General features: G+C 71.3%; 23 protein-coding genes. 12 read left to right on the forward strand and 11 right to left on the reverse strand.

Going from position 1 to position 23,110, the window contains the following annotated elements:
- The 4 genes from rfbC to M0L44_RS19890 form a co-directional block, all read left to right on the forward strand.
- Nucleotides 1–448 (forward strand): dTDP-4-dehydrorhamnose 3,5-epimerase (rfbC, locus tag M0L44_RS19875; protein ID WP_252771928.1); only part of this gene is annotated, 448 nt, incomplete at its 5' end.
- 419 nt (nucleotides 449–867) lie between these two features.
- Nucleotides 868–2,301, forward strand: coding sequence for an undecaprenyl-phosphate glucose phosphotransferase (locus tag M0L44_RS19880; RefSeq protein ID WP_252771929.1), 1,434 nt, complete (start codon nucleotides 868–870; stop codon nucleotides 2,299–2,301).
- A 4-nt stretch (nucleotides 2,302–2,305) separates the two neighbouring features.
- Entirely contained in the window at nucleotides 2,306–3,511 is a 1,206-nt protein-coding gene (locus M0L44_RS19885; protein WP_252771930.1) for a porin family protein, read from the forward strand.
- A gap of 162 nt (nucleotides 3,512–3,673) precedes the next feature.
- Nucleotides 3,674–4,267 carry a PEP-CTERM sorting domain-containing protein gene (locus tag M0L44_RS19890; RefSeq protein WP_252771931.1) on the forward strand — a complete coding sequence of 198 codons (594 nt, stop codon included), beginning with the start codon at nucleotides 3,674–3,676 and terminating at the stop codon, nucleotides 4,265–4,267.
- 75 nt (nucleotides 4,268–4,342) lie between these two features.
- Here the strand turns inward: M0L44_RS19890 and M0L44_RS19895 are convergent, their stop codons facing one another.
- The 7 genes from M0L44_RS19895 to M0L44_RS19925 form a co-directional block, all read right to left on the reverse strand.
- A complete protein-coding gene (locus tag M0L44_RS19895; protein WP_252771932.1) occupies nucleotides 4,343–5,788 on the reverse strand; it encodes an ATP-binding protein in 1,446 nt (481 codons plus the stop codon).
- Entirely contained in the window at nucleotides 5,785–6,447 is a 663-nt protein-coding gene (locus M0L44_RS19900; protein WP_252771933.1) for a winged helix-turn-helix domain-containing protein, read from the reverse strand. The genes M0L44_RS19895 and M0L44_RS19900 overlap by 4 nt, the downstream gene beginning before the upstream one ends.
- A gap of 37 nt (nucleotides 6,448–6,484) precedes the next feature.
- A complete protein-coding gene (locus M0L44_RS19905) occupies nucleotides 6,485–7,258 on the reverse strand; it encodes a cytochrome b/b6 domain-containing protein (RefSeq protein WP_252771934.1) in 774 nt (257 codons plus the stop codon).
- A gap of 9 nt (nucleotides 7,259–7,267) precedes the next feature.
- Nucleotides 7,268–7,759, reverse strand: coding sequence for a diheme cytochrome c (locus tag M0L44_RS19910; RefSeq protein ID WP_252771935.1), 492 nt, complete (start codon nucleotides 7,757–7,759; stop codon nucleotides 7,268–7,270).
- A 7-nt stretch (nucleotides 7,760–7,766) separates the two neighbouring features.
- A complete protein-coding gene (locus M0L44_RS19915) occupies nucleotides 7,767–8,135 on the reverse strand; it encodes a DUF1924 domain-containing protein (RefSeq protein WP_252772012.1) in 369 nt (122 codons plus the stop codon).
- 96 nt (nucleotides 8,136–8,231) lie between these two features.
- Nucleotides 8,232–9,335: a GGDEF domain-containing protein gene (locus tag M0L44_RS19920; protein ID WP_252771936.1), complete on the reverse strand. Its 1,104-nt coding sequence runs from the start codon at nucleotides 9,333–9,335 to the stop codon at nucleotides 8,232–8,234.
- Between the two features lie 88 nt (nucleotides 9,336–9,423).
- Nucleotides 9,424–10,620 (reverse strand): amino acid aminotransferase, encoded by a 1,197-nt coding sequence (locus M0L44_RS19925; protein WP_252771937.1) that lies wholly within the window; start codon nucleotides 10,618–10,620, stop codon nucleotides 9,424–9,426.
- 85 nt (nucleotides 10,621–10,705) lie between these two features.
- Between M0L44_RS19925 and M0L44_RS19930 the strand changes: the two genes are divergently transcribed.
- On the forward strand, nucleotides 10,706–12,538 hold the full coding sequence (locus M0L44_RS19930; RefSeq protein ID WP_252771938.1) for a bifunctional metallophosphatase/5'-nucleotidase: 1,833 nt from the start codon (nucleotides 10,706–10,708) through the stop codon (nucleotides 12,536–12,538).
- Between the two features lie 45 nt (nucleotides 12,539–12,583).
- Here M0L44_RS19930 and M0L44_RS19935 read toward each other — a convergent pair whose 3' ends face one another.
- Nucleotides 12,584–13,756 (reverse strand): DUF2332 domain-containing protein, encoded by a 1,173-nt coding sequence (locus M0L44_RS19935; protein ID WP_252771939.1) that lies wholly within the window; start codon nucleotides 13,754–13,756, stop codon nucleotides 12,584–12,586.
- Between the two features lie 59 nt (nucleotides 13,757–13,815).
- Between M0L44_RS19935 and M0L44_RS19940 the strand changes: the two genes are divergently transcribed.
- Nucleotides 13,816–14,490 carry a Crp/Fnr family transcriptional regulator gene (locus M0L44_RS19940; protein ID WP_252771940.1) on the forward strand — a complete coding sequence of 225 codons (675 nt, stop codon included), beginning with the start codon at nucleotides 13,816–13,818 and terminating at the stop codon, nucleotides 14,488–14,490.
- 32 nt (nucleotides 14,491–14,522) lie between these two features.
- On the opposite strand, the gene M0L44_RS19945 is transcribed toward M0L44_RS19940, so the two are convergent.
- Both M0L44_RS19945 and lplT read right to left on the reverse strand, forming a co-directional pair.
- Complete coding sequence (locus tag M0L44_RS19945) at nucleotides 14,523–15,398, reverse strand: DMT family transporter (RefSeq protein ID WP_252771941.1); 876 nt, start codon at nucleotides 15,396–15,398, stop codon at nucleotides 14,523–14,525.
- 13 nt (nucleotides 15,399–15,411) lie between these two features.
- Nucleotides 15,412–16,689 carry a lysophospholipid transporter LplT gene (gene lplT / locus M0L44_RS19950; protein ID WP_252771942.1) on the reverse strand — a complete coding sequence of 426 codons (1,278 nt, stop codon included), beginning with the start codon at nucleotides 16,687–16,689 and terminating at the stop codon, nucleotides 15,412–15,414.
- Nucleotides 16,690–16,853: 164 nt separating this feature from the next.
- Here lplT and alr point away from each other — a divergent pair, with 164 nt between their 5' ends.
- The 4 genes from alr to arfB are packed head-to-tail and all read left to right on the forward strand — an operon-like array spanning nucleotide 16,854 to nucleotide 19,601.
- Nucleotides 16,854–17,972, forward strand: coding sequence for an alanine racemase (gene alr, locus M0L44_RS19955; RefSeq protein WP_252771943.1), 1,119 nt, complete (start codon nucleotides 16,854–16,856; stop codon nucleotides 17,970–17,972).
- A 3-nt stretch (nucleotides 17,973–17,975) separates the two neighbouring features.
- On the forward strand, nucleotides 17,976–18,632 hold the full coding sequence (locus M0L44_RS19960) for a hypothetical protein (RefSeq protein ID WP_252771944.1): 657 nt from the start codon (nucleotides 17,976–17,978) through the stop codon (nucleotides 18,630–18,632).
- 45 nt (nucleotides 18,633–18,677) lie between these two features.
- Entirely contained in the window at nucleotides 18,678–19,193 is a 516-nt protein-coding gene (locus M0L44_RS19965; RefSeq protein ID WP_252771945.1) for an acyl-CoA thioesterase, read from the forward strand.
- Between the two features lie 9 nt (nucleotides 19,194–19,202).
- Complete coding sequence (gene arfB, locus M0L44_RS19970) at nucleotides 19,203–19,601, forward strand: alternative ribosome rescue aminoacyl-tRNA hydrolase ArfB (RefSeq protein WP_252771946.1); 399 nt, start codon at nucleotides 19,203–19,205, stop codon at nucleotides 19,599–19,601.
- A gap of 15 nt (nucleotides 19,602–19,616) precedes the next feature.
- Here the strand turns inward: arfB and M0L44_RS19975 are convergent, their stop codons facing one another.
- The gene (locus M0L44_RS19975) at nucleotides 19,617–20,699 is read right to left on the reverse strand and encodes a LysR family transcriptional regulator (RefSeq protein ID WP_252771947.1); all 1,083 of its coding nucleotides are present in this window, start codon (nucleotides 20,697–20,699) and stop codon (nucleotides 19,617–19,619) included.
- A gap of 145 nt (nucleotides 20,700–20,844) precedes the next feature.
- On the opposite strand from M0L44_RS19975, the gene M0L44_RS19980 reads away from it, so the two are divergent.
- Nucleotides 20,845–21,741 carry an alpha/beta hydrolase fold domain-containing protein gene (locus M0L44_RS19980; protein ID WP_252771948.1) on the forward strand — a complete coding sequence of 299 codons (897 nt, stop codon included), beginning with the start codon at nucleotides 20,845–20,847 and terminating at the stop codon, nucleotides 21,739–21,741.
- A 123-nt stretch (nucleotides 21,742–21,864) separates the two neighbouring features.
- Entirely contained in the window at nucleotides 21,865–23,094 is a 1,230-nt protein-coding gene (locus tag M0L44_RS19985; RefSeq protein WP_252771949.1) for an efflux RND transporter periplasmic adaptor subunit, read from the forward strand.
- The last annotated feature ends 16 nt before the right edge of the window (nucleotides 23,095–23,110 follow it).

Genomic DNA, 23,110 nt, shown 5'->3' on the forward strand with positions numbered 1-23,110 from the left:
CGCCCAGGCCTTCAACGCGCTGGTGGGCCACGCCGTGAGCTTCGTGCAGGACAACCACTCGCGCTCGGCCAAGGGCGTGCTGCGCGGGCTGCACTTCCAGAAGGCCCCGCATGCCCAGGGCAAGCTGGTGCGGGTGACGGCCGGCGCGGTGTTCGACGTGGCGGTGGACATCCGAAAGGACAGCCCCAGCTTCGGCCGCTGGGTGGGGGTGGAGCTGAGCGCGGACAACCACCGCCAGTTCTGGATCCCGCCGGGGCTGGCACACGGCTTTCTGGTGCTCAGCGACAGCGCGGACTTCCTCTACAAGACCACCGACTACTACGCCCCGCAGGCCGAAGGCGCGCTGCGCTGGGAGGACCCGGACCTGGCCATTGCCTGGCCCGACATCGGCATGACCCCACAGCTCTCGGCCAAGGATGCCGCTGCCGGCTTCTTGCGCGATCTTTGAGTGCTTGTGCCGCGGGTGGCCTTGAGCAGCCCCGTTTTTCGGCCAGGGGTCGACTTTTTCGTGACACGGGGTTTCTGAGCGCGCCAAATGGCGTTGGTCTTGCTTGCCAACGCCCGCAACCGGCGTCGTGCGCCGAGGGCCCCTGCAACGCGAGGGCCGGGCTGACGCGGAAAGTGGCGACATGTTGCACAAAAACACGGGGCCATTCAGGTTTCTGAAGCCTTCAGGCCTTCCACTTGAAGACTGGAGGCAGGCTTCGGGACGGCGTTCTCATATCCGTTTCGCATCGTCTGTTATGTGGAGTTATATGAAGAGCGGGGTGGCGGTGTCATGGTGGAATTCCTCCCAGCCGGAACGGGTTCTGGTGGGTGCGGTTCTTCCCTCCGGGGGGCGGCCTTGAAGTGTCGAGGTGCGGACAGGTGAAAACGACATCCACGCTGGCGGGACAGGATCGGCGGCCCGATCAGGGCGAGGGCGCCCAGCCGGCCTTCGCCGCCCGGCCTGCCACGGTGCCGGCCATGGTCGCCTCGGTGCTCGAGCCTGCCGTCGCTGCGCTGGGGCTGCTGGTCGCGCACGGTGTGTTTCACCAGCCGTTCGGCGGGCCGTCCAAGGCGCTTCTGGTGCTGTTGCTGGTGCTGATGTTCCCTGGCGTGGACCGGTTCGGCCGCAGCGGGATCGGTCTGATCATCGACATCGGCCTGTCCTGGGCCGGCACGCTGATCGTGCTGCTGTTGCTGGGCTACGCCACGGACGCGCTGCAGGAATTCGACCGCACCATGCTGATGGCCTGGGGCATCGGTGTGCCCCTGGTCCAGTGGGCCCTGGTGTGGACGGGATCGACCCTGGTGCAGCACCACGCCACCTTGCCGAACAACCAGCGCACGGCCGTGGTGGTGGGCGCCAACCGGATGGGCGTCCGGGTGGCTCACATGCTGCAGACGCGACATGGCCGGGGCCGTGAATTGCTCGGCTTCTTTGACGACCGATCCAGAGACCGGCTGGAGCTGCCGGACAACATGGCGCTTGTGGGCAAGCTTGAAAGTCTGCCAGCCTTCATCGACGCCAACAGCGTGAAGGATGTCTACATCACGCTGTCGCTGACCTCCCAGCCGCGCATTCTGAAGCTGCTTGAAGCCTTGGAGAACTCCACTGCGGAGTTGCACTACGTGCCAGATGTGTTCGGTGTGAGCATCATCCAGGGGCGTCTGGCCGATATCGATGGCGTGCCGGTGGTGAGTCTGCGGGTGACACCGTTCACCGGGGTCAACGGGCTGCTCAAGCGCATCAGCGACCTGGTGCTGGCCAGCCTCATCCTGATACTGATCTCGCCGGTGTTGCTGGCCGTGGCCATCGGGGTCAAGCGCAGCTCACCCGGGCCGGTGCTCTTCAAGCAGCGCCGCACGGGCCTGGATGGCGAGGTCATCGAAGTCTTCAAATTCCGCTCTATGACTGTGCAGGACAATGGTGACGACGTGAAGCAAGCCATTCGGGGGGATCAGCGCATCACCCCCTTCGGGGCCTTCATCCGGCGCACATCCCTGGATGAACTGCCTCAGTTCATCAACGTGCTGCAGGGGCGGATGAGCATCGTCGGGCCCCGCCCTCATGCTGTGGCACACAACGAGCAATACCGCAAAATCGTGCGTGCCTACATGGCTCGCCACAAGGTCAAGCCCGGCATCACGGGCTGGGCGCAGGTCAATGGCCTGCGCGGCGAAACCGATACCGTCGAGAAGATGGCGCGCCGGGTTGAATATGACCTGGAATATCTGCGCAACTGGTCGCTGGGCATGGATCTCCTGATCATCGCCCGTACCGCGAAGCTGATGTTTTTTGACCGAAATGCCTACTGACGCCATGAAATCCACCCAAGGGCTCACCCTGCTGGCTCTGGCCTTGCTGACCTGCACTTCCGTGCGCGCCCAGCAGAGTCCGTACACGCTGTCCATTGCCCAATCCCTCACACGGGACAGCAACGTGTTGCGCACGCCCAGCGGGCAGGAGCAGGCCGACACGATCAGCAGCACCACCTTGGGGCTGGCGGTGGACCAGCCCATCGGGCGGCAGCGGATCAAGGCCGAGGCGGACATCCAGGCCAACCGGTTCCGCAATGACAGCAGCCTGGACAACGATTCCCCCACGCTCAAGGCGGAATGGGACTGGCAGGCGGGTGACCATTGGGAAGGTGAGGCGGGCGCCAGTCATGTGAAGTCGCTCTACCGCTACAACCTGAGCGGCGCCTCGGTGGTGCAAGAGCGCAACATCCAGACAGAGAATCGACAGTTTTTCCGCGCCCGCCTGGGGGTGGTGACGGCATGGACCGTTGAAGCCGGCTGGGAGGGGTACCGGCGCGATTTCTCCGCCGATCAGTACGTCGCGGAGAACATGAACCTGAACGCGCTGAATCTGGGCATGCGCTACCAGCCCCAGCCCGATCTGAATGCGCGCCTCAATCTGCGGCGGTCGACCGGACGGTATCCGGACTACAGCGCCACGTTCGGGGCGGATGACTTCACCCGATGGGATGTGGAAACGATGCTGTCCGTCCGCCTGTCCGCCGCGAGCTTGGTGGATGCGCGTTTGGCCCACACCAATGAAATCCACAGCCAGCCCACGGCGGCCGACGGCCCGAAATGGACGGGTTCCCTGGGATGGCAGTGGCAACCCACCGGCAAGCTGTCCTTCACCACCCGTCTGGTGCGAGACAGCGACACCAGTGGTCAGGCGCTTGGCGATGGCCAGATCAACTCGCAGAGCAGGGTGACGACCCACCTGGAGGTGGGGGGGCAATGGACGGCCACGGACAAGATCCGGCTCGGGCTGTCCTACCAGCAGAACAGGCGCCGCCTCCAGGAAACCGTGTCGGGCCAGAGTGGTCTGGATGGGCGTGACCTGGCCCGCACGGTGGCTTTGCAACTCAACTACCAGCCGATCCAGGCTCTGGCGCTGGGCTGCAGCGTCGCGCGCGAAGTCAGAAGCGTGTCCGGTGATGCCGCCGCGGGTCTGAGCTATCCCTACCAAGCCAATGTTTACGCCTGCTTCGGGCGATTTGACTGGCGTTGAGATCCGCAACATGTGTGAAAGTACGCATCCGACGCCCCCTCCATACTAGGGGGGTAGTCCCCCCAAGGGGTGAGCGGACTCCTAAACTTTCCGAACGTCTTATCCGGTGCGCTCGGGCGGGGTCTGATCCCTGTCCCGGCGGACCTCTTCGAGAGAAGTAGCATGTCCAACGTCAAGAAGTCCCTGCTGGCACTGGTTGCCGCGTCCTTGCTGTCCGTATCGGCCCTGGCCAATACCGGAAGCGTGCTGTCGGACGGGAATCTGGATTCCATGCCTGCGTCCAGCGGCTGGGATCTGAGTGGGGGCTACCGTTGGAACAACAGCCAGTTCCTGGTGAGCGACCCGAGCGATTACTACGTTGCGCTCAGGGCTGTGGGGGGCATTGACTCCTACATGACCCAGACCTTCGCGACGGTCGCGGGCACTCTTTACACGGTGGCTTTTGACTACATCTCCACCAAGGGTGGCACCCAGTTCGGCCTGCTCAATGGCACGGCGAACAGCAACTCCTGGATCGACTACGAAGTCCTGGGCAAGAGTTCCGGCCTCACCAACTGGGACAAGGCCACCTACACCTTCACCGCGCTGAGCGATCAGACCACCATCGGCTTTGTGTCCGCGTCGGCCGGTTCCCGGCTGTACCTGAACAACATTTCCGTGGCGGCGGCCGTGCCGGAACCTGCCAGCATGGCCTTGTTCATGGCCGGGCTGGGGGCGCTGGCCCTGGTGGCTCGCCGCCGTCGCCTCAAGGGCTGAGCGGTTCAGGCGCCCCATCAAGACGGCCCTCAGGGGCCGTTTTTCATGGGGTGTGCAGGGCCGCAGTATCCAGTTTCAGCGCTCGACAGGCCAAGTCACCTGCACGCCCAGCCCGCCCAGCGGGACCGAGCGGCCCACCCGCACCTGGGCATGCTGCGCGGCGGCGATGCGTCGCACGATGGACCAGCCCAGGCCGCTGCCGCTGCGCCCGGTACCCAGCTTGCGGAAGAAGCGTTCGCCCAGTCGGGCGAGTTCGGTTTCCTCCAGACCGGGGCCGTTGTCGTCCACGGCCAGCTGGGTACCCTGGGCGTTCTGGCTCAGGTGCACCTGCACCTGGGCGCCTTCGGGGCTGTAGCGCAGGGCGTTGTCCACCAGGTTGCGCAGCAGCACCCGCAGCAGGGTGTCGTGGCCGGGCTGGGGCAGGGCCAGCAGCAGCTGCGCCGGGGCGTCCAGCGACAGGGCCTGCTGCCGGGCCACGGCCTCGGGCGCCAGTTCGCCCACCACGGCGCGGGCCAGGGCGGCCAGGTCCACCGGCGGGGTGCCGGGGGTGGGGGCGGCGGCGTCGGCCGCTTCCAGCCGCGACAGGGTGAGCAGCTGCTGCACCAGGTGGCTGGCGCGGTCGCAGCCTTGCAGGGTGGCTTGCAGGGCGTGGCGGCGCTCGGCGTCCTCGCTGGCGGCCAGGGCCACCTGGGCCTGGGCCCGGATGGCGGCAATGGGGGTGCGCAGCTCGTGCGCGGCATCGGCGGTGAAGCGACGCTCGCTGTCCAGCAGGGCGCCAATGCGGGCCAGCAGGTCGTTGAGGTTTTGCAGCACGGGCAGCAGCTCGGCCGGCGGCGTGGCGCCGGGCAGCGCCACAGGCGAGAGATCGCCCGGCTGTCGTTGGCCCAGGGTCTGGCCCAGCAGGCCCAGCGGGCGCAGCCCGCGGCGCACGGCCCACCACACGGCCAGCGCAATGAGCGGCAGGGCCAGGGCCAGCGGGCTCATCAGGCCGATGAGCAGGCCCTGCAAGATGTCGGCGCGCGAGCTCATGCGCTCGGCCACATAGACCTGCACGCCCCGACCCCGCCCCTGGGTGGCAAACAGGCGCCAGGGCTCACCGTCCAGTTCTTGGGTTTCAAAGCCATGGTGCAGGCCGGACAGCGGGGTGAGCGGGGCGGTGGGCGAACGCATGCGCAACTGCCCGTTCTGCCAGACCTGGAAGGCCACGCGCTGGGCGTGGCGGTGCAGGGAGGGGGTGTCCTGGCGCTCGTGGTCGCTGCCCTTGTCGTCGGTGTCGCCGTCGTCGTCACGGGCGTCCGCCTCGGCGGCGTCCAGGTCGTGGGCGTCGGCCTCGCCATGGCCGGCCTGGCTCACCAGCAACCCGGCCACTTGGGCGAGGTGGGCGTCCAGCAGCTCTTCGAGCTCGTGGTGGGTTTCGCGGTAGGTCACCCAGGCGGTCAGCAGCCACAGCAGCGCCACCGCGCCGGTGACGCTGAGCATCAGCCGGCGCTGCAGCGAGACGGGACGGGTTGGCCGGCTCATGTGGGGCGAGGCACCATGTAGCCCACGCCGCGCACGGTGACGATGAGCTCGGGTCGCAGCTTGCGCCGCAGGTGGTGCACATAGACCTCCACCGCGTTGCTTTCCACTTCCTGGCCCCAGCTGTAGAGGTGCTGTTCCAGCTGTTCGCGGCTGAGCACGCGCCCGGCGTTGAGCATCAGGGCCTGCAGCAGGTCGAATTCGCGGGCCGACAGAGTGACGGGCTCGCCCGCCAGGGTGACGCTGCGGCCGGCCGGGTCCAGGGCCACGTCGCCGGCGGTCAGCTGTTCCTGCGGTTGGCCGTGAGCGCGGCGCACCAGGGCCCTCAGGCGGGCGCCCAGCTCCAGCAGGTCCACCGGCTTGACCACGTAGTCGTCGGCCCCGGCGTCCAGGCCGCGCACGCGGTCGGTCACGGCGTCGCGGGCGGTCAGCACCAGCACCGGGGTGGTGGTGCCGGCGCGGCGCGCCTGGGCCAGCACGTCCATGCCGTCACACAGGGGCAGGCCCAGGTCGAGCACGGCGGCGCTGTACACGCCGCTGCGCAGTTCGCGCTCGGCAGCCTGGCCATCGCGCACCCAGTCCACCAGAAAGCCCTGCTGACGCAGGCCGGCGCGCAGCCCGTCGCCCAGCAGGGGGTCGTCTTCAGCCAGCAGGATGCGCATGCGTGCTCGTCGCTCCTTCGTCGATCAGGGATGTGACTCAGTCATCGTCGTCATCGTCCCCGCCAGTCGGGTTCTGACCGCCGAGGCCATGGGCTTCGGCGCCACCCAGGCCAGGGGACACCGGCGCACTTTGCCACTGCCAGGCCCAGAAGCCCAGGGCGCAGATCAAGACCAGGGCGCCCAGCCAGCCGTGCTGGCGGCGGATGCCCTCGCCCGGCAGGCCGCGCTTGAGGCCGGTCAGCATGGCTCGGGGCAGGTTCTCGCGGTGGCGCAGGCTGCCCACGGCCACGCCCACCAGGTGCACCACCACCAGGGCCATCAGGGCGTTGGCGGCCAGCTCATGGCCTTCGTCCAGCCAGCCAGGCAGGCGGTCGGTCTCGCTGGCCCAGCCCAGGCCTACCGTCAGGGCGATGAGTCCCAGCAGCGCGACGATGGCCAGCGCGCCGGCCGGGTTGTGGCCGGTGTAGTGCAGCGGCCGGTCCCCCAGCAGCGAGGTGATGTAGCGCCAGGCGGCGGCCGGGCTGCGTACGAAGTTGGCGAAGCGGGCGTGGCCGGTGTCCAGCAGGCCCCACAGCACGCGGAAGGCCACCAGGCCGCCCAGGGTGTAGCCACAGGTGATGTGCACCAGGTGCAGGCGCTCACTTTCGGCGGTGAGCCAGGCGCCGGCAAAGCAGGCCACGGCCAGCCAGTGGAAGACGCGCACCGGCCAGTCCCACACCTTCACGGTGGCGAGCACAGTGTCGTGGGTCTCGGGGGCCGAAGCCTCGGCCGGGGCGGCGCCGCCGGTGGCGCCGGGGTTCATCGTGGTCATGCTCGGTCCTCAGCGCGGGATGCGCACGTCGTGTTCGCTGAAGCGGCCCTGCGGCGCGCCGGTGTGGCAGGCCGCGCAGTTGGAGGGCTTGCCGATGGCCGCGCGCTGCCAGGTGGCCGAGCTGATCTCGTGGTGCTCGCGCACGAACCAGGCGCTGCGGGTGATGCGGTCCTCGGGCGGGGTGTCCTGGGCGCGGCGGCCGGTGGCGGCGTTGGCCTGCAGCCACTGGCTGATCTGCCGGGTGGTGGCCGGGTCCAGCGAGGCGTCGGTGCCGAAGTGCTTGGGCAGGTTCTGCATCAGCCGCGCCCAGGAGGCCGCGGGCAGGCCGCCGGCCGGGAAGGCCACGTGGCAGGCGCTGCATTCGGCCTGGTACTGGGGCAGGGCAGGCACACGGGCGCTGCGGCCGTGTTCGCCGTGCTCATCTTCCTCGGCGTGCAGGGGGCTGGCCAGCAGGGCCAGGGCGGCCATCAGGGGCAGGATGGGCAGAAGGGGGGTCTTCATCGCGGCCTCACTTCAGCGTCATGAGCCAGGCCAGCACGTCGGCCTTCTCGTTGGCCTGGCATTCGCGGCCGACCACGTCCTTGCAGTTGCGGCGGAACCACTTTTCCGTCTTGGCCAGGTCGGTGAAGCGCTCGGCGTTGATCGCCGGAGCCATGGGGGCAATCGTCTTGCCGGTGACGGCGTGCTTGCCGGCCTGGGTGGGCTGGGCGGTGTGGCAGCTGGCGCAGGCCCATTCCTGGCCGTGGCGCTGGGTGAAGAAGGCCTGGCCGCGGGCGGGCTCGGCGCGCACGCCGGCTTCGGCGCTGTAGCCGGCCAGCAGCTCAGCCGGGGTGGCAGCCAGGGCGGCGGTGCTCAGGCCGCCCAGCAGCGCGGCCATGACGGCGGCCGCACCATGTCGTCGGATCAGGGAAACCATGTCGGACCTCGGAATGAACAATGGTCGGCATGGTCGCCAGGGGGGATGAAGCCTGCCTTAAGGGGTGTCTGAAGGGCTGCCGCGGGGGCAGCACGAGGCGGGCTCGGCCAGCAGGCTGCGGTTCTTGCCCTGGCGCTTGGCGCGGTAGAGCGCGTCGTCGGCGGTGCGGAAGGTGACGCTGATCGGCTCTTCGGCCTGGAAGGGGGCGATGCCCACGCTGATGGTGATGGGCAGGCCGGCGGCGCTCAGGCCGGCCACCGTTTCGCACAGGCGGCGGCCAAAGGCCGCTGGGTCGGCGTCGGCGGTCAGCAGCACGCCGAATTCCTCGCCACCCAGCCGGCCGCACACTTGGGGCTCGGCGCAGCGGGCGATGGCCTGGGCCACCGCGGTGAGCACCTGGTCGCCGGTGTCGTGGCCGTGGCGGTCGTTGACCTGCTTGAAGTCGTCCACGTCCACCAGCACCAGGTGGCCGCGGCCGGGGTTGTGTTGCAGGTGCTCGTCCACCGCCAGCATGAAGCTGCGGCGGTTGTGGAGGTCGGTCAGCCCGTCGCGGAAGGCCAGTCGGGCCAGCTCGCGCTGGCTCAGGAAGATGCGCTGGCGCTCGTGGCGGAACAGCAGGTTGAGCGTGACCCCCAGCGCCATCACCGAGAGCAGGAAGAGCATCACCCAGTCGGCGTCGTCGGTGCGCAGCAGGGCCTCGAACTGGCCCAGCAGCAGGATGCCCCAGACGGCCGCCGCGCTGAGCGCGTAGGACACCAGCCCGGTGTAGATGGGCGACATGCCCACCGTGATGGCGGCCCCCAGCGGCAGCACCCAGAAGATGGGCGCGCTGGTGATCAGCATGTCGGCCTTGAGGCCCAGGGTGAGGAAGACGATGTAGAGGCAGCGGGCCAGGCCGTTGGCCACCGGCCCGCGGGTGGACCAGGTCAGCGCCATGGCCGCGGGCATGCCCAGGCCGGCGATCAGCACGGCGACCATGTCCAGGGAGGGCGGGTGCCGCAGCAGCACCGACACCAGCCACACCGTCCAGCCGAAGCCCTGGATGGCGGTGGCCAGGGACCGGGTGTCTCGCACGGTCACCTGGCGGAAGAGCTGTCGCTCCGCCGGGGCCTGGAAGTCGCCGCGACGTTCCAGATGTTCGATCCGCCGCGAGAAATGCATGGTCCCCCCGGAGACCATTCTGGCAGAGCTGTTACCGGGCGTGACGGAGCCGGTCCCCAGGATTGTCCCGGGGGGACGGGGCGGCCCCTCAGCCGGCCAGCACGGCGGCCATGGCCTCGGCGGTGCGCTCCACGTTGGCGCTGTTCAGGCCGGCCACGCACATGCGGCCCGAGCGCACCAGGTACACGCCGAACTCTTCGCGCAGGCGGTCCACCTGGGCGGGCGAGAGGCCGGTGTAGCTGAACATGCCGCGCTGGGTGATGAAGTAGTCGAAGTTGCGACCCGGCATCTTGGCGCTGATGATGGCGTGCAGCTTGGCGCGCATGGCCTGGATGCGCTCGCGCATGGCGTCGAGCTCCTTCAGCCACAGGGCGTGCAGCTCGGGCGTGCCCAGCACGGTGGCCACCAGCTGGCCGGCGTGCAGCGGCGGGCTGGAGTAGTTGCGGCGCACGGTGGCCTTGAGCTGACCCAGCACCACGTCGGCCTGCTTCGCATCGGGGCAGACCACGCTGAGCGCGCCGCAGCGCTCGCCGTAGACGCTCAGGCTTTTGGAGAAGCTGTTGGCCACGAAGAAGGACAGGCCGGCCGCGGCCAGGGCGCGCACGGCGTAGGCGTCGGCGTCCACGCTGTCGCCGAAGCCCTGGTAGGCCAGGTCCAGGAAGGCCAGCAGCTGGCGCTCGCGCAGCACCGGGATCAGCGCGTCCCACTGGGCGGGGCTGAGGTCCACGCCGGTGGGGTTGTGGCAGCAGGCGTGCAGCAGCACCACGCTTTGGGCCGGCAGCTGGCGCAGGGCGTGCAGCATGTCGTCAAAGCGCAGGCCGCCGGTGGCGGCGTCGTAGTAGGGGTAGGTGTTGACGGTGAGGCCCGCGCCTTCGAAGACGGCCCGGTGGTTGTCCCAGGTGGGGTCGCTGACCCAGATCTGGCTCTGCGGGAACCAGCGGTGCAAAAAGTCAGCGCCCACCTTCAGGCCGCCGCTGGAGCCCACGGCCTGGATGGTGGCGATGCGGCCGTCGGTCAGCACCGGGTGGCCGGCACCGAAGAGCAGCTTCTGCACCTCGGTGCGGAAGGCGGGCAGGCCTTCCATCGGCAGGTAGGGCTTGGGGCCGGTCTGGGTGGCGATGCGGGCTTCGGCCTCGCGCACCGCGGCCATCACCGGGATCTGCCCGGCATCGTCGAAGTAGATGCCGATGGACAGGTTGATCTTGTTCGGACGCGGGTCCTTCTGGAAGTTCTCGTTGAGCGTGAGGATGGGGTCGCCGCCGTAGGGCTCGATGTGCTGAAACATGGACGCTCTGCTCTGCAAGAAGAAGGACCGGGGATTGTCCACCAAAGGCTCGGCGGCATGGGCGCCCTGGCATGATGGCCGGGCCATGTCGACCCCACCCCCCTTCCACGGGATGCGGGCCTGGGCCGGTGCCGTTCTGCTGCTGGGGGCCCTGTCCGCCTGCGCGACCGCACCGGAACCTGCCGCACCCGCCACCGCCGCTTCGGCTTCTTCGCCCGCGGGGCCGGCCCTGCCGCTGCGCCTGATCGCCTTCAACGACTTCCACGGCCACCTGGAGGCCGCGGGCCAGAGCCTGCCCTGGCCGGACCCGGCCCAGGCCGGCCGCCCGGTGAGCGTGCCGGTGGGTGGCGCGGCGGCCCTGGGCGGGCTGGTGCAGCGCCTGCGGGCCGGCGCGCCCGACAGCCTGCTCATTTCCAGCGGCGACCTGGTGGGCGCGGCGCCGCTGGTGTCCACCCTGTTCCGCCACGAAAGCACGGTGGCCGTGGCCAACCGCCTGGGGGTGGACGTGGGCGCAGTGGGCAACCATGAGTTCGACGCCGGCCTGACCGAGCTGCAGCGCCTGATGCACGGTGGCTGCCGGGCCGATGCGGCCGACGAGGCGGTGCGCTCCTGCGCCGACGGCCAGCCCTTCACGGGCATGCGCTTTCCGCTGCTGGGGGCCAATGTGGTGGACGCGGGTGGCCGGCCGGTGCTGGCGCCTTCGGCGGTGTTCCAGGTGCATGGGGTGCCGGTGGGGGTGATCGGCGCGGTCACGCGCAGCACACCGGGCATCGTCGTGCCTTCGGGCATCCGGGGCCTGCGCTTCACCGACGAGGCCGAGGCCATCAACACGGCGGCCCGCGCCCTGCAGGCGCAGGGGGTGAAGACGCTGGTGGCGGTGGTGCACGAGGGCGGCGAGCTGGGCGCCTCCGGCCAGCGGGCCGATTGGAACGACGCCAGCTGCCCCGGCGCGCATGGGCCGATCTTCGACATCGCCCAGCGCCTGCTGCCGCAGATCCAGGTGGTGTTCTCGGCCCACACCCACCAGGGCTACCGCTGCGAGCGCGACGGGCGCGTCATCGTGCAGGCCACCTCCTATGGCCGGGGCGTGTCGGTGGTGGACCTGGTGCTGGACGCGAAGACCGGCGCGCCGCTGCCGGCCCGCACCCGCAGCATCAACCTGCCGGTGCTCAACAGCCTGACCCCGGCGGCGCTGCGCACGCGCATCGTGCAGGCCACGCCCGCGCCCTGGGGCGAGGCCCTGGCCCAGGCGGGCGACGACCCGGCCCTGGCCGCCCTGGTGGCGCAGGACGTGGCGGCGGTGCGGCCGATTGCCGAGCGGCCGGTGGGTCGGCTGCTGGGCGCCTTCACCCGCGGTGGCCCGCATGGCGAGAGCACCGTGGGCCACCTGGTGGCCGACGCCCAGTGGGCGGCCACCCGCGCGCCGGCCCAGGGCGGTGCCCAGCTGGCGCTGACCAACCCCGGCGGCCTGCGCGGCGACCTGCTCTGCGAGGGCCAGCGGCCGCCCTGCGCGGTGGGCTATGGCGCGCTGTTCACCGTGCAACCCTTCGGCAACGACGTGGTGGTGCTGACGCTGACCGGCGCCCAGCTGCGCGCCCTGCTGGAGCAGCAGGCCCGCCCCGACGGCGAGGCCAAGCTGCTGCAGCCCTCGGCCAGCCTGCGCTACACCTGGACGGCCAGCGCCCCGGCCGGCCAGCATGTGAGCGCGCTGACCGTGGGCGGCCAGCCGGCGCAGCCCGGGCGCGACTACCGTGTGGCGGTCAACAGCTTCCTGGCCGAGGGGGGCGACGGCTTCACCCTGCTGCGCCAGGGCCGCGACCGCCATACCGGCCCCAACGACGCCGACGCGCTGGTGGCCTTTGTGCAGCAGGCCGCGCCTGCGCCCGACCCGGCGCCGCGGGTGACCTGGCGGCCCTGAGCCGCCAGTGTCCTTGTCTCCGGCCCTGAGCCCTGCCAGTGCCCCTCAACCCGCCCAGGCCAGCCAGCGCCCGTGCGGGTGCGTGCGGGCCAGCAGCCGGCGCCCGATGCCATCCGCGCTGCGCGCGTCCGGCCCGCTGAGCACCCAGAAGGTCTGCTGGGCCGGGTCGGCGCGTTCCTCGCCGGGCACGGGGTCGGCGGGCGGCGTCAGGCCGCTGAGCGCCTGGGTGCGCGGCCCGTCCTCGGCCGACAGCCACCACAGCCCGCGTTCGCGCACCAGGGCCTCGGCCCGGCGGCGGAAGTCGGCCAGCGGCCCGGGGCTGAAATAGGCCAGCACCCAGCTGTGCCAGAGCACCGGGGTCACGTCCGGCGGCAGCTGGTCCAGCCAGTCGGCCAGCAGGCTCAGGCCGTCGGTGTGGGCCCGCACGGTGGGCGCATGGGCCTCGGCCAGCGCCATGGCGCGGCGCAGGCGCTCGGCCCGTTCGGCGTCGCGCGGCCACAGGCAGGCCGACAGCCAGCGCCGGGCCAGCGGGTCGCGCAGGTCCACCGGCTGCAGGTCGCAGCCCAGCGTGGCAGCCAGGGTCCAGGCGTTGGGGGCCAGCAGGCCGGCGGGCAGTGGGCCGTGCACGCGGCAGGGCAGGGTGGGCGTGGCCTCGCCCGCCGGGCCCACCGCCAGGTCGGCGCTTCCGTCGTCGAACTGGTAGTGGGCGCGGTAATGCGCCACGTTCAGGTTCAGGCCGGCGCTGGCGCCGAAGTCGAACAGGGCCAGGCGAGGGCGGCCACTCAGGCGGGCGATCTCGGCCAGGGCCGGGCGCAGCACCGCGCCGCGGCCCACCTCGTTGGTCTGGGTGCCGCGCCGAGCCAGGTGCTGGCGCAGCACCTCGGCATGGCGGGCAACGAAGGCATCGAAGGCGGCGGGCAGGGCCGGGTCGTCCACCGCGCGGGGCGCGCCCACGCTGGCGAACCAGTGGGCCAGCGCGTCCGGCCGGGCCGGGCCGCCGGCCAGCACCCGTTCGTGCAGGGCGGCCAGCCACAGCGTGGGGCGCAGCGGGCCGGGCGGCAGGGCCTCGTGCAGGGCCAGGGCGGCCGGGTGGCGCGCGGTCAGCCGGCACAGGCGCTGGTACAGCGGCTCTTCGACGAACTCGCGCAGGCCGTCGCGCTCGTAGCGGGCGGCATGCGGGTGATCGGCCAGGGGGCTGCAAAGGGTGGGCGTGTCCATGCCGCGCAGCGTACGGCGGGCCGGCCCCGGGAAATGTCGGGTGCCCGACAATGTCGGCCATGGCTGCCGATGCGCTGACCGATCTGTCGCTGCTGCTGGGCCACCAGTTCCCCCAGCTGCCCTGGCCTGCCGCCACGCTGCAGGCCCTGCTGCCGCGGGTGCAGCTGCGGCGCCTGCCGGCGCAGGCGGTGGTGTTCGCCCAGGGCGCGGCCACGCCGGCGCTGTACGGCGTGATGGCCGGCGAGGTGGCCATCCGCCTGGGCACGGTGGACGGGGCGGTGTCGGTGGTGGAGCACACCCAGCCGATGCAGCTTTTCGGTCTGGCCTCCTTCGCCAGCGGCCTGCCCGCCACCTACGAGGCCATCACCACCCGGCCCAGCCGCTTACTGGTGCTGGGGCCGGCGGCCTACGAGCTGTTGATGGACGGCGTGCCGGGCTTTGCCCGCGCGCTGATGGCCGAGTTCGCCCGCCGCCACGACGCGACGATGCGCCAGCTGGCCGCGGCCCGTCACCACGGGGCCATGGAGCGCCTGACGCTGGCGCTGGACCAGATGCGGCGCGAACAGCCCGGCCGCGAGCGCGACGTCCAGGGCTGGCTGCGCCTGCGCACCACCCAGGCCGAGCTGGCCGCCCTGGCGGGCCTGTCCCGCCAGACGGTCAACAGCCTGCTCGCGGCCCTGGTCAGCCAGGGCCGCCTGCGCCGTGCCTACGGCGGGCTGTGGCTGCCGCCTTGAAGGTGTCCAGGCCCAGGGGGGGCCGCCGCCGCTCAGGGCCGCAGCGCCGCCAGCAGGGCCGAGCCCAGGATGAGCGCGCCGCCCAGCGCCAGCGGCAGGCTGAGGCTGCCGGCGCCCAGCAGCAGGGCGCTGCCGGCGGCCCACAGCACCTCGGTGATCATCAGCACCGAGGTGGCGTTGGCCGGCAGCCGGGTGGCGGCGTACTGCAGGGCCAGGTTGCTGGCCACGTAGACCACAGCCAGTGCGGCGCAGCCGGCCAGCCAGCCCGGCGCTGCGGCCGGCGGCGTGGGCACGCCGGGCAACAGCGCGGCCAGCGGCAGGGCCACCACCAGGCCGCCCAGGAACATGGCCAGGCCGGGGGCGCCGCTGTCGCGGTCGTTGGCCTTGCGCAGCAGGATGTTGTTGACCGCGAAGAAGAAGCCGGCCAGTGCGCCCAGCAGGTCCACTGCGCGGGCGCCCTGCAGCAGGCCATGGCCTTCGCGCGGCCACAGCACCAGGGCTGCGCCGCCCACCGACAGCGCCACCCTCAGCAGGCCCGCAGGGCTGATGCGCTCGTGCAGCACCCAGCGCGCCAGCACCACGGTCCACAGGGGCATCAGGTAGAACAGCAGCACCACCCGCACCACATCGCCTTCGGTGATGCCCCAGTTGAAGCAGGCGTTGTTGATGCCCGCGGCCACCACGATGACCCACAGCAGCGGCCGGCGCAGCAAGGCCGGCCAGGCGCCGCGCCAGCGCAGGCTGATCAGCGCGGCGGCGATGGCGAAGATGATGGCGGTGGCCCACAAGGGATGCAGGCCCAGGGCCTGCAACTGGCGCAGCGGCCACCAGGACAGGCCCCAGATGGCCGCGTTGGCCAGCAGCGCGAGCGCAGGGCCGCGCCCCGCGTGGGAACGGGTCTCGGTCATCGGCGCAGCCCGTTCAGTGGCAGTCGCTGCGGGCGAGGGCCAGCAGGCGGTCCACCTCGGTGCGGTGGACGACGCAGTTGCGCTGGTGCCAGCGGCGGATCATCCACATCAGGCCGGCCACGCCCAGGCCGAAAACGGCGATGGCGGTGAAGGCGGTCAGGCCCACCCGGGTCATGCCGGTGTAGATGGCGCCCAGGGCCAGGATGCAGGTCTGTTCGTTGAAGTTCTGCACCGCGATCGAGCGGCCTGCGCCCATCAGGTTGTGGCCACGGTGCTGCAGCAGGGCGTTCATCGGCACCACCAGGTAGCCGCCCAGCGCGCCCAGCACGATCAGGAAGGGCACGGCCAACCAGGCGTGGTGCACCAGGTTCAGGCCCACCACCAGCAGGCCCATGGCGATGCCCAGCGGCAGCACCTGGATGGCACGGTCCAGGCGCATGAAGACCGAGGCGACCACCGCGCCGGCGGCGGTGCCCACGGCCACCACGCCCACCAGGCTGGAGGCTTGGGTGGTGCTGTAGCCCAGGGCCACGGCGGCCCACGCGAAAACGATGACCCGCAGGTTGCCCGAGACCCCCCAGAACAGCGTGGTGGTGGCCAGCGAGATCTGGCCGAGCTTGTCCTTCCACAGCCGCGTGTTGCAGTGGCCGAAGTCGCGGATCAGTTCCAGCGCGTTGACCGACAGCGGCTGCAGCGGCGCCTCGGTGCGCGGAATGCGCAGGTTGAACATCGCCGCGATCAGGTACAACGAGATGATGGTGGCGATGGCCGCCTCGGCGGGGGTGTCCACGCCGGTGTCGATCAGCGGCAGGTCGAAGCCCAGCAGGATGGGCGCCAGGCGCGGGCCCACCAGCTGGCCGCCCAGCAGCACGCCCAGGATGATGGAGGCGATGGTCAGGCCCTCGATCCAGCCATTGGCCTTGACCAGCTGGGAGGGCGGCAGCAGCTCGGTGAGGATGCCGTACTTGGCCGGCGAGTAGGAGGCCGCGCCCAGACCGACGACGGCGTAGGCCAGCAGCGGGTGGCTGCCGAACAGCATCATCAGGCAGCCGATGGCCTTGATGCCGTTGGAATAGAGCATGACCTTGCCCTTGGGCACTGCGTCGGCGAAGGCGCCGACCAGCGGGGCGAGGATCACGTAGAACAGCGCGAACATCGGCGTGAGCGCCGGGATCTGCCAGGCGGGGGCCCCGGAGGTCTTCAGCAGTTCGATCGCGCCGACCAGCAATGCGTTGTCTGCCAGCGAGCTGAAAAACTGCGCTGACATGATGGTGAAAAAGCCTTTTTTCATGCTGGGGCGAGGCGATGCGATGGGGCGGGTGACGCTAAGGTCATTGCCCGTCCGTGGCGCGCAAGGTCTCCTTGGCAAAGCGAGCGGGTTTATAGCATGCGGGGTGTGCGACCGGCTGTCAGCCACGGCTGGCACAATCCCGCGGGAGAGGAAAACTCGTCATCATGCCCCGTCCGATCGAAGCCCTGGTTCATGTCCAAGCCATTCACCACAACCTGAACCGGGCCCGTGCCCAGGCCCCGGACGCCCGCGTCTGGGCCGTGGTCAAGGCCAATGCCTACGGGCATGGCATCGAGCGCGTGTTCGATGCGCTGCGCGGGGCCGACGGCTTCGCCCTGCTGGATCTGGCCGAGGCCGAGCGCGTGCGCGCCCTGGGCTGGCGGGGTCCCATCCTGCTGCTCGAAGGCTGCTTCGAGGCCCGCGACCTGGAGCTGTGCTCGCGCCTGAACATCTCGCACGTGGTGCACTGCGACCAGCAGATCGACTGGCTGGCTTCGCACAAGACCCACCAGCCGCACCATGTCTTCCTGAAGGTCAACTCCGGCATGAACCGGCTGGGCTTTGTCGGCCCGGCGGTGCGTGGCGCCTGGGCGCGCCTGAATGCGCTGCCGCAGGTCGACGAGATCACGCTGATCACCCACTTTTCTGACGCCGATGCCGACCGTTTCGGCAAGAAGGGCATCGCCCACCAGATGGCGTCCTTCAACGCCGCCACCCAGGACCTGCCGGGCGAGCGCTGCCTGGCCAACAGCGCGGCCACGCTGCGCCACCTGGCCGAGGCCGGCGTGCGGGCCGACTGGATCCGCGCCGGCATCCTGCTGTACGGCAGCTCGCCCGACTTCCCCGAGCATTCGGCGGCGCAGTGGGGCCTGCAGCCGGGCATGACCTTGCGCAGCCAGCTCATCGCTACCCAGAACCTGCAGCCCGGCGACAGCGTGGGCTACGGCAGCCACTTCGTGGCCGAGCACCCGATGCGCATCGGCATCGTGGCCTGCGGCTATGCCGACGGCTACCCGCGCGTGGCGCCCACCGGCACGCCCATCCTGGTGGATGGCGTGCGCACCCGCACCATCGGCCGGGTGTCGATGGACATGCTGAGCGTGGACTTGACGCCGGTGCCCCAGGCTGGCCTGGGCAGCGAGGTGACGCTGTGGGGCCGTGGCCCGCACGACAGCCTGCTGTCCGTCGACGAGGTGGCCCGCTCGGCCGGCACCCTGGGCTACGAGCTGATGTGCGCCGTGGCGCCGCGCGTGCCGGTGCACGTGGACGGCACGCTGGGCTGAGCCATGCGACGCCGGGCGCTGATCGTCTCGGCTCCGCTGGCCGGAGCCATGGCGGGCACGCTGGGCCTGGCCGGCTGCGGCCGCGAGGTCGATCGCCCCAGCTGGATCATCAGCGCCGAGATCGGCACGCCGCACCCGCATGTGCTGTGGGTGGTGGTGGCCCAGGCTTCGGTGCGCCAGCCCTGGCTGCCCGATCTGAGCGGCTTCTCGGGGGGGCAGCACACCACCACCGACATCCGCCTGCAGACCTGGCAGGTGGACCTGCCCGAGGGCCGGCTGCGGCCGCTGCGCGTGCTGCCGCTGGACGAGGTGGACGATGGCGCCCCGTCGGTGTTCGTGGGCGAGTGGTCCACCGCCGGGCTGACGATGACCGTGGGCTGGCGCGACCGGCACAACGTGGAGCAGCACCGCTGGTGGCATTACCCGGCCGGGCGCGTCGCTGCGGCGGGCAAGGCCGGCCACTGGCGGCCCCTGGGCCAGCCGCCCGCGCTGCCCGGCCCCGCCGATTCCGCGGTGTGGGCGCGCCTGACGGCCAGCCACGAGCGCGGTGCGGTGGATCTCATCATCGACCGTGGCCGCGAACGGGTGCGCGTCTTGCAACTGAACGCCCAAGGGCAGCCGGTGTGGCTGCCGCCGGCCCGGCCGCTGCCGCTGGGCTGATTCCCTTTTCTCCTGACGCGGCCCGTGCGGCCGCCCCAAGCTTTCATGGAACACCTGCCCTCGCACCAGCTCTCGATGACGGTGCTGATGACCCCCGACATGGCCAACTTCAGTGGCAATGTGCACGGCGGCACCATCCTCAAGTTCCTCGACCAGGTGGCGTACGCCTGTGCCAGCCGCTATGCGGGCCGCTACGTGGTCACGCTCAGCGTCGACCAGGTGATGTTCCGCCAGCCCATCCATGTGGGCGAGCTGGTCACCTTCCTGGCCTCGGTGAACCACACCGGCACCTCCTCGATGGAGATCGGCATCAAGGTGGTGGCCGAGAACATCCGCACCCAGGTCGTGCGCCACGCCAACAGCTGCTTCTTCACGATGGTGGCGGTGGACGAGGACGGCAAGCCGGTGGCGGTGCCGCCCCGCAAGCCCGCCACGCAGGAAGAACGCCGGCGCTGGGCCAATGCCAAGGTGCGGCGCCAGCTGCGCTCGGAGATGGAGCAGCGTCAGGCCGAGGTGCGCCAGGCCCCGCCGCCCCCACCGGACCAGCCGCTGGAAGGCTGAGCCAGGCCCATGCGCGCGCCCCGCATCGACCCCGCGGAGGTGGTGTTCACCGCCATCCGGGCCCAGGGGGCGGGCGGGCAGAACGTGAACAAGGTGTCCAACGCGGCCCAGCTGCGCTTTGACATCGGCGCCAGCAGCCTGCCCGAGGCCCTGAAGGCCCGGCTCATGGCCTGGCCGGACCAGCGCATCGGCCAGGACGGTGTGGTCACCATCAAGGCCCAGGAGCACCGCAGCCTGCCGCGCAACCAGGCCGACGCGCTGACGCGCCTGCAGGCGCTGGTGGAGGCGGCCGCGCACGAGCCCAAGGCCCGCCGCGCCACCCGGCCCACCTGGGGTTCGCAGCAGCGCCGCCTGGAAGGCAAGAAGCGCCGGGGCGACATCAAGGCCGGGCGGCGCGGGGAGGTCTGAGAAAACCCCGGCGTCTCAGCGCGCCGGGCTGGCCACGCGCAGCGGCGCCAGGGCCTGGGCGGTGGCGGCCTCGGCCGCGCGGTGGGCCGCGTGCTCGGCCTCCAGCTGCTCGTACCAGGCCTCCAGCATCACGCAGCTGGTCGGCGGGTTGCCGTCCTCGTCCAGGCTGCAGGCGGCCAGCAGCTGTTCCTCGGCGTCGGTGTGGCGCACAAACAGGTCGGCCACCCAGTCCACGAAGACGCGCAGCTTGGTGCTCAGGTGCCGGTTGGGCGGGTAGACCACGTAGATCGGCACCGGGTCGGCGTCCCAGTCGCACAGCAGGGGCACCAGTTCGCCCGCGTCCATGTGCGGGCGCAGCGTGAAGTAGGGGATCTGCACGATGCCCAGGCCGTGCAGCGCGGCGGTCAGGTAGGCGTTGCCGTCGTTGACCGACAGCTTGTAGCGGCCCTGCACCTCGATGCGTTCGCCGTCGCGGTTGAAGTCGAAGACGAAATGCCGGCCCGTGCGGGCCGAGAAGTAGCTCACCACCTTGTGCTCGCCCGTTTCCAGCTCGCGCGGATGGCGCGGCAGGCCGTGGCGGCGGATGTAGTCGGGCGAGGCCGCGCAGACGAAGCGCCAGAAGCCCACCCGGCGCGCCACCAGCGAGGGGTCGGTGATCTCGCCGCCGCGCAGCACGCAGTCCACGTTGTCGCTCACCAGGTCCACCGGCCGGTCGCTCACGCCCAGGTCGATCTGGATCTCGGGGTACTGGGCGTGGAACTGCGGCAGCGCCGGGATCAACAGCAGCCGCGCCACCGAGGAGGACACATCCACCCGGATGCGCCCCTTGGGCGTGACCCGCGCGTGGCTGAGCGAGCCTTCCAGCTCGTCCAGGTCGCCCAGCAGGCGGCTGACCCGCTCGTAGTAGGCCGCGCCGTCGGGCGTGACGGTGACGCGCCGCGTGGTGCGGTTGAGCAGGCGCGTCTGCAGCTGGTCTTCCAGTGACTGGATCAGCCGGGTGACGGCGGCCTTGGGCAGGCCCAGCGAGTCGGCGGCCTTGGTGAAGGTGCCGGCTTCGACGACGCGGGTGAAGGCCTGCATGGCGCTGAGCTTGTCCATCGTGGGGACTCCTGCGGCGGGGTGGGTGGGATGCGCTGCATTGTTTCACCACCGGAAAAACTGTGTCTGTCTCACGGTGGTTTATTTCGATGGCTGCAACACCTATCGTTCACCCCAACGCTGAACCTCCTCCGCCCTCCACCCCATGAACGCCCTCACCCTGCCCACCGCCGCCTGGCGCGACACCCTGGTCGATGCCGGCCTGGACGCGCCGCTGGCGGTGCGCATCCATGGGGCCGTGGACGGGGCCTGCGGGGCGAAGACCCGGCGCCCCCTGGTGCTGCACCTGCCCGGCGGCAGCTTCACCGGCGGGGACCTGGACAGCGGCCTGCCCACCGCCCGCCTGCTGGCCCAGAGCGGCGCGGTGGTGGTCTCGCTGGACTACCCCAAGGCACCGGCCCAGCCCTTCCCGGCGGCGCTGCAGGCCGCCGGGGCCCTGCTGCGCTGGCTGCGCCGGGCGCGCACCCGGCTGGCCGGCGCCGGCACGGCCCTGTGGGTGGCGGGCGAGGAGGCCGGCGCCAACCTGGCGGCCGGCCTGGCCCTGTGGGCGCGCGACCAGGGCCTGCCGCTGGCCGGGCAGGTGCTGCTCTCGCCGCTGCTGGACCCCTGCATGGCCACGGCCTCGCTGCGCGAGGCGGGGCAGGGCTGTGGCGACTGCAGCATCGCCCGTGGCTGGGTGGCCTACCTGGGACGCCAGGGCGACCACCCCTATGCCGCACCGCTGCACGCCGCGCGCCTGGCCCATGTGGCCCCGGCGCTGGTGGCGGTGGGCGAGGACGACCCGCTGCGTGACGAGGGCCTGGCCTATGCCCAGGCCCTGCAGGCCGCGGGCGTGGCGGTGCAGACCCGCCGCCTGGCCGGGCCCACCGGCTGGCCGTGGGCGCTGAGCCGGCTGAGCAGCCTGCAGGCGCCCTGGGTGGCCGAGCTGCGGCCCGTCCTGCAGGCCTTCCTGGCCGAAGGCCTGGCCTGCTGTCCTCCCGTCCGGCGCCCTGCGCGGGGTGCCGGACATCCCGCACCGGAGGCTGGCCCGAGCGCCGCCTGAGGTGACCCCTTCCTGACGGGCCCACCCGGCCCGGCCGAGGCCACCCCACGGGGAGGCCGGGGCTTGCTTTGCCCTGCTGTTGTCGCATTCCCTGCATCTGTTCGTCGTTTCGAGGAGCCCACCATGTCCTTCTTCACCACCTATTCCCGCCGTCCCCATCCCTTCGTGCTGACCTCCATCACCGCCGCGCTGGCGCTGGGGGCCGCCGCCCTGCTGGTGTCCCACCAGGCCGGGGCCGAAGGCACGCCGGCCGCCCCGCCCGCCATGCCGGTCTCCGTGGCCGCCGTCGTCCAGCAGGACGTGGCGCCCTGGACCGCCTTCTCCGGCCGCCTGGAGGCCGTCGACCATGTGGAGCTGCGCGCCCGCGTCTCCGGCACCGTGCTGGCCAGCCACTTCCGCGAGGGCGCGCTGGTCAAGGCCGGCGACCCGCTGTTCACCATCGACCCCGCGCCCTACCAGGCCGAGGTGGACCGCGCCCATGCCCAGGTGCTGGCCGCCCAGGCCCGGGTGAACTACACCCGCGGCGAGCGCGAGCGCGCCCAGCGCCTGTGGCAGGACCATGCCATCGCCCAGCGCGACCTGGACGAGCGCGACAACGCCGCCCGCGAGGCCGAGGCCAACCTCAGCGCCGCCCAGGCCGCGCTGCAGACCGCCAGGCTCAACCTCAGCTACACGGTGGTGCGCGCGCCGGTGTCCGGCCGCGTGGGCCGGCGCGAGGTCACCGTGGGCAACCTGGTGGCCGCCGGCCCCGGCGCCCCGGTGCTGACCACCCTGGTCTCGGTCAGCCCCATCTACGCCAGCTTCGACGCCGACGAGGCGACCGTGGCCAAGGCCCTGGCCGGCCTGCCGGGCGGGGCGGGGCAGCGCGCGCGCATCGACCAGATCCCGGTGCAGATGAACACCACCGAGGGGGGCGCCACGCCGCACACCGGCTTCCTGCAGCTGGTGGACAACCAGGTCAACACCCAGAGCGGCACGGTGCGCCTGCGCGCGGTGTTCGACAACGCCGACGGCGCGCTGATGCCGGGCCAGTTCGCCCAGCTGCAACTGGGCCAGGCCCAGAAGGTGCCGGCCCTGCTGATCAACGAACGCGCGGTGGGCACCGACCAGAACAAGCGCTACGTCTGGGTGGTGGGCGCCGACCACAAGACCGCCTACCGCGAGGTGACGCTGGGCGCGCCGGTCAACGGCCTGCGCGTGGTGGCCACGGGCCTGAAGGCCGGCGAGCAGATCGTCGTCAACGGCCTGCAGCGGGTGCGCCCCGGCGTCGAGGTGGCGCCGCAAGTGGTGCCCATGGACGCCAAGGCCGAGCTGCAGGCCCAGAACCAGAAGAAGGCGGGTGAGCGCTCCTGAGCCCCGGGCTCCCACG

Origin of the sequence: Ideonella oryzae, from assembly GCF_024055665.1 — a bacterium.
Taxonomy (GTDB): Bacteria; Pseudomonadota; Gammaproteobacteria; order Burkholderiales; family Burkholderiaceae_C; genus Ideonella; species Ideonella oryzae.

Excerpts from the sequence above, each read along its gene's own strand:
- M0L44_RS19885 (WP_252771930.1), top strand. The coding sequence starts at position 2,306 with ATGAAATCCACCCAAGGGCTCACCCTGCTGGCTCTGGCCTTGCTGACC.
- M0L44_RS19890 (WP_252771931.1), top strand. The coding sequence starts at position 3,674 with ATGTCCAACGTCAAGAAGTCCCTGCTGGCACTGGTTGCCGCGTCCTTG.
- M0L44_RS19895 (WP_252771932.1), bottom strand. The coding sequence starts at position 5,788 with ATGAGCCGGCCAACCCGTCCCGTCTCGCTGCAGCGCCGGCTGATGCTC.
- M0L44_RS19900 (WP_252771933.1), bottom strand. The coding sequence starts at position 6,447 with ATGCGCATCCTGCTGGCTGAAGACGACCCCCTGCTGGGCGACGGGCTG.
- M0L44_RS19905 (WP_252771934.1), bottom strand. The coding sequence starts at position 7,258 with ATGACCACGATGAACCCCGGCGCCACCGGCGGCGCCGCCCCGGCCGAG.
- M0L44_RS19910 (WP_252771935.1), bottom strand. The coding sequence starts at position 7,759 with ATGAAGACCCCCCTTCTGCCCATCCTGCCCCTGATGGCCGCCCTGGCC.
- M0L44_RS19915 (WP_252772012.1), bottom strand. The coding sequence starts at position 8,135 with ATGGCCGCGCTGCTGGGCGGCCTGAGCACCGCCGCCCTGGCTGCCACC.
- M0L44_RS19920 (WP_252771936.1), bottom strand. The coding sequence starts at position 9,335 with ATGCATTTCTCGCGGCGGATCGAACATCTGGAACGTCGCGGCGACTTC.
- M0L44_RS19925 (WP_252771937.1), bottom strand. The coding sequence starts at position 10,620 with ATGTTTCAGCACATCGAGCCCTACGGCGGCGACCCCATCCTCACGCTC.
- M0L44_RS19930 (WP_252771938.1), top strand. The coding sequence starts at position 10,706 with ATGTCGACCCCACCCCCCTTCCACGGGATGCGGGCCTGGGCCGGTGCC.
- M0L44_RS19935 (WP_252771939.1), bottom strand. The coding sequence starts at position 13,756 with ATGGACACGCCCACCCTTTGCAGCCCCCTGGCCGATCACCCGCATGCC.
- M0L44_RS19940 (WP_252771940.1), top strand. The coding sequence starts at position 13,816 with ATGGCTGCCGATGCGCTGACCGATCTGTCGCTGCTGCTGGGCCACCAG.
- M0L44_RS19945 (WP_252771941.1), bottom strand. The coding sequence starts at position 15,398 with ATGACCGAGACCCGTTCCCACGCGGGGCGCGGCCCTGCGCTCGCGCTG.
- lplT (WP_252771942.1), bottom strand. The coding sequence starts at position 16,689 with ATGAAAAAAGGCTTTTTCACCATCATGTCAGCGCAGTTTTTCAGCTCG.
- alr (WP_252771943.1), top strand. The coding sequence starts at position 16,854 with ATGCCCCGTCCGATCGAAGCCCTGGTTCATGTCCAAGCCATTCACCAC.
- M0L44_RS19960 (WP_252771944.1), top strand. The coding sequence starts at position 17,976 with ATGCGACGCCGGGCGCTGATCGTCTCGGCTCCGCTGGCCGGAGCCATG.
- M0L44_RS19965 (WP_252771945.1), top strand. The coding sequence starts at position 18,678 with ATGGAACACCTGCCCTCGCACCAGCTCTCGATGACGGTGCTGATGACC.
- arfB (WP_252771946.1), top strand. The coding sequence starts at position 19,203 with ATGCGCGCGCCCCGCATCGACCCCGCGGAGGTGGTGTTCACCGCCATC.
- M0L44_RS19975 (WP_252771947.1), bottom strand. The coding sequence starts at position 20,699 with ATGGACAAGCTCAGCGCCATGCAGGCCTTCACCCGCGTCGTCGAAGCC.
- M0L44_RS19980 (WP_252771948.1), top strand. The coding sequence starts at position 20,845 with ATGAACGCCCTCACCCTGCCCACCGCCGCCTGGCGCGACACCCTGGTC.
- M0L44_RS19985 (WP_252771949.1), top strand. The coding sequence starts at position 21,865 with ATGTCCTTCTTCACCACCTATTCCCGCCGTCCCCATCCCTTCGTGCTG.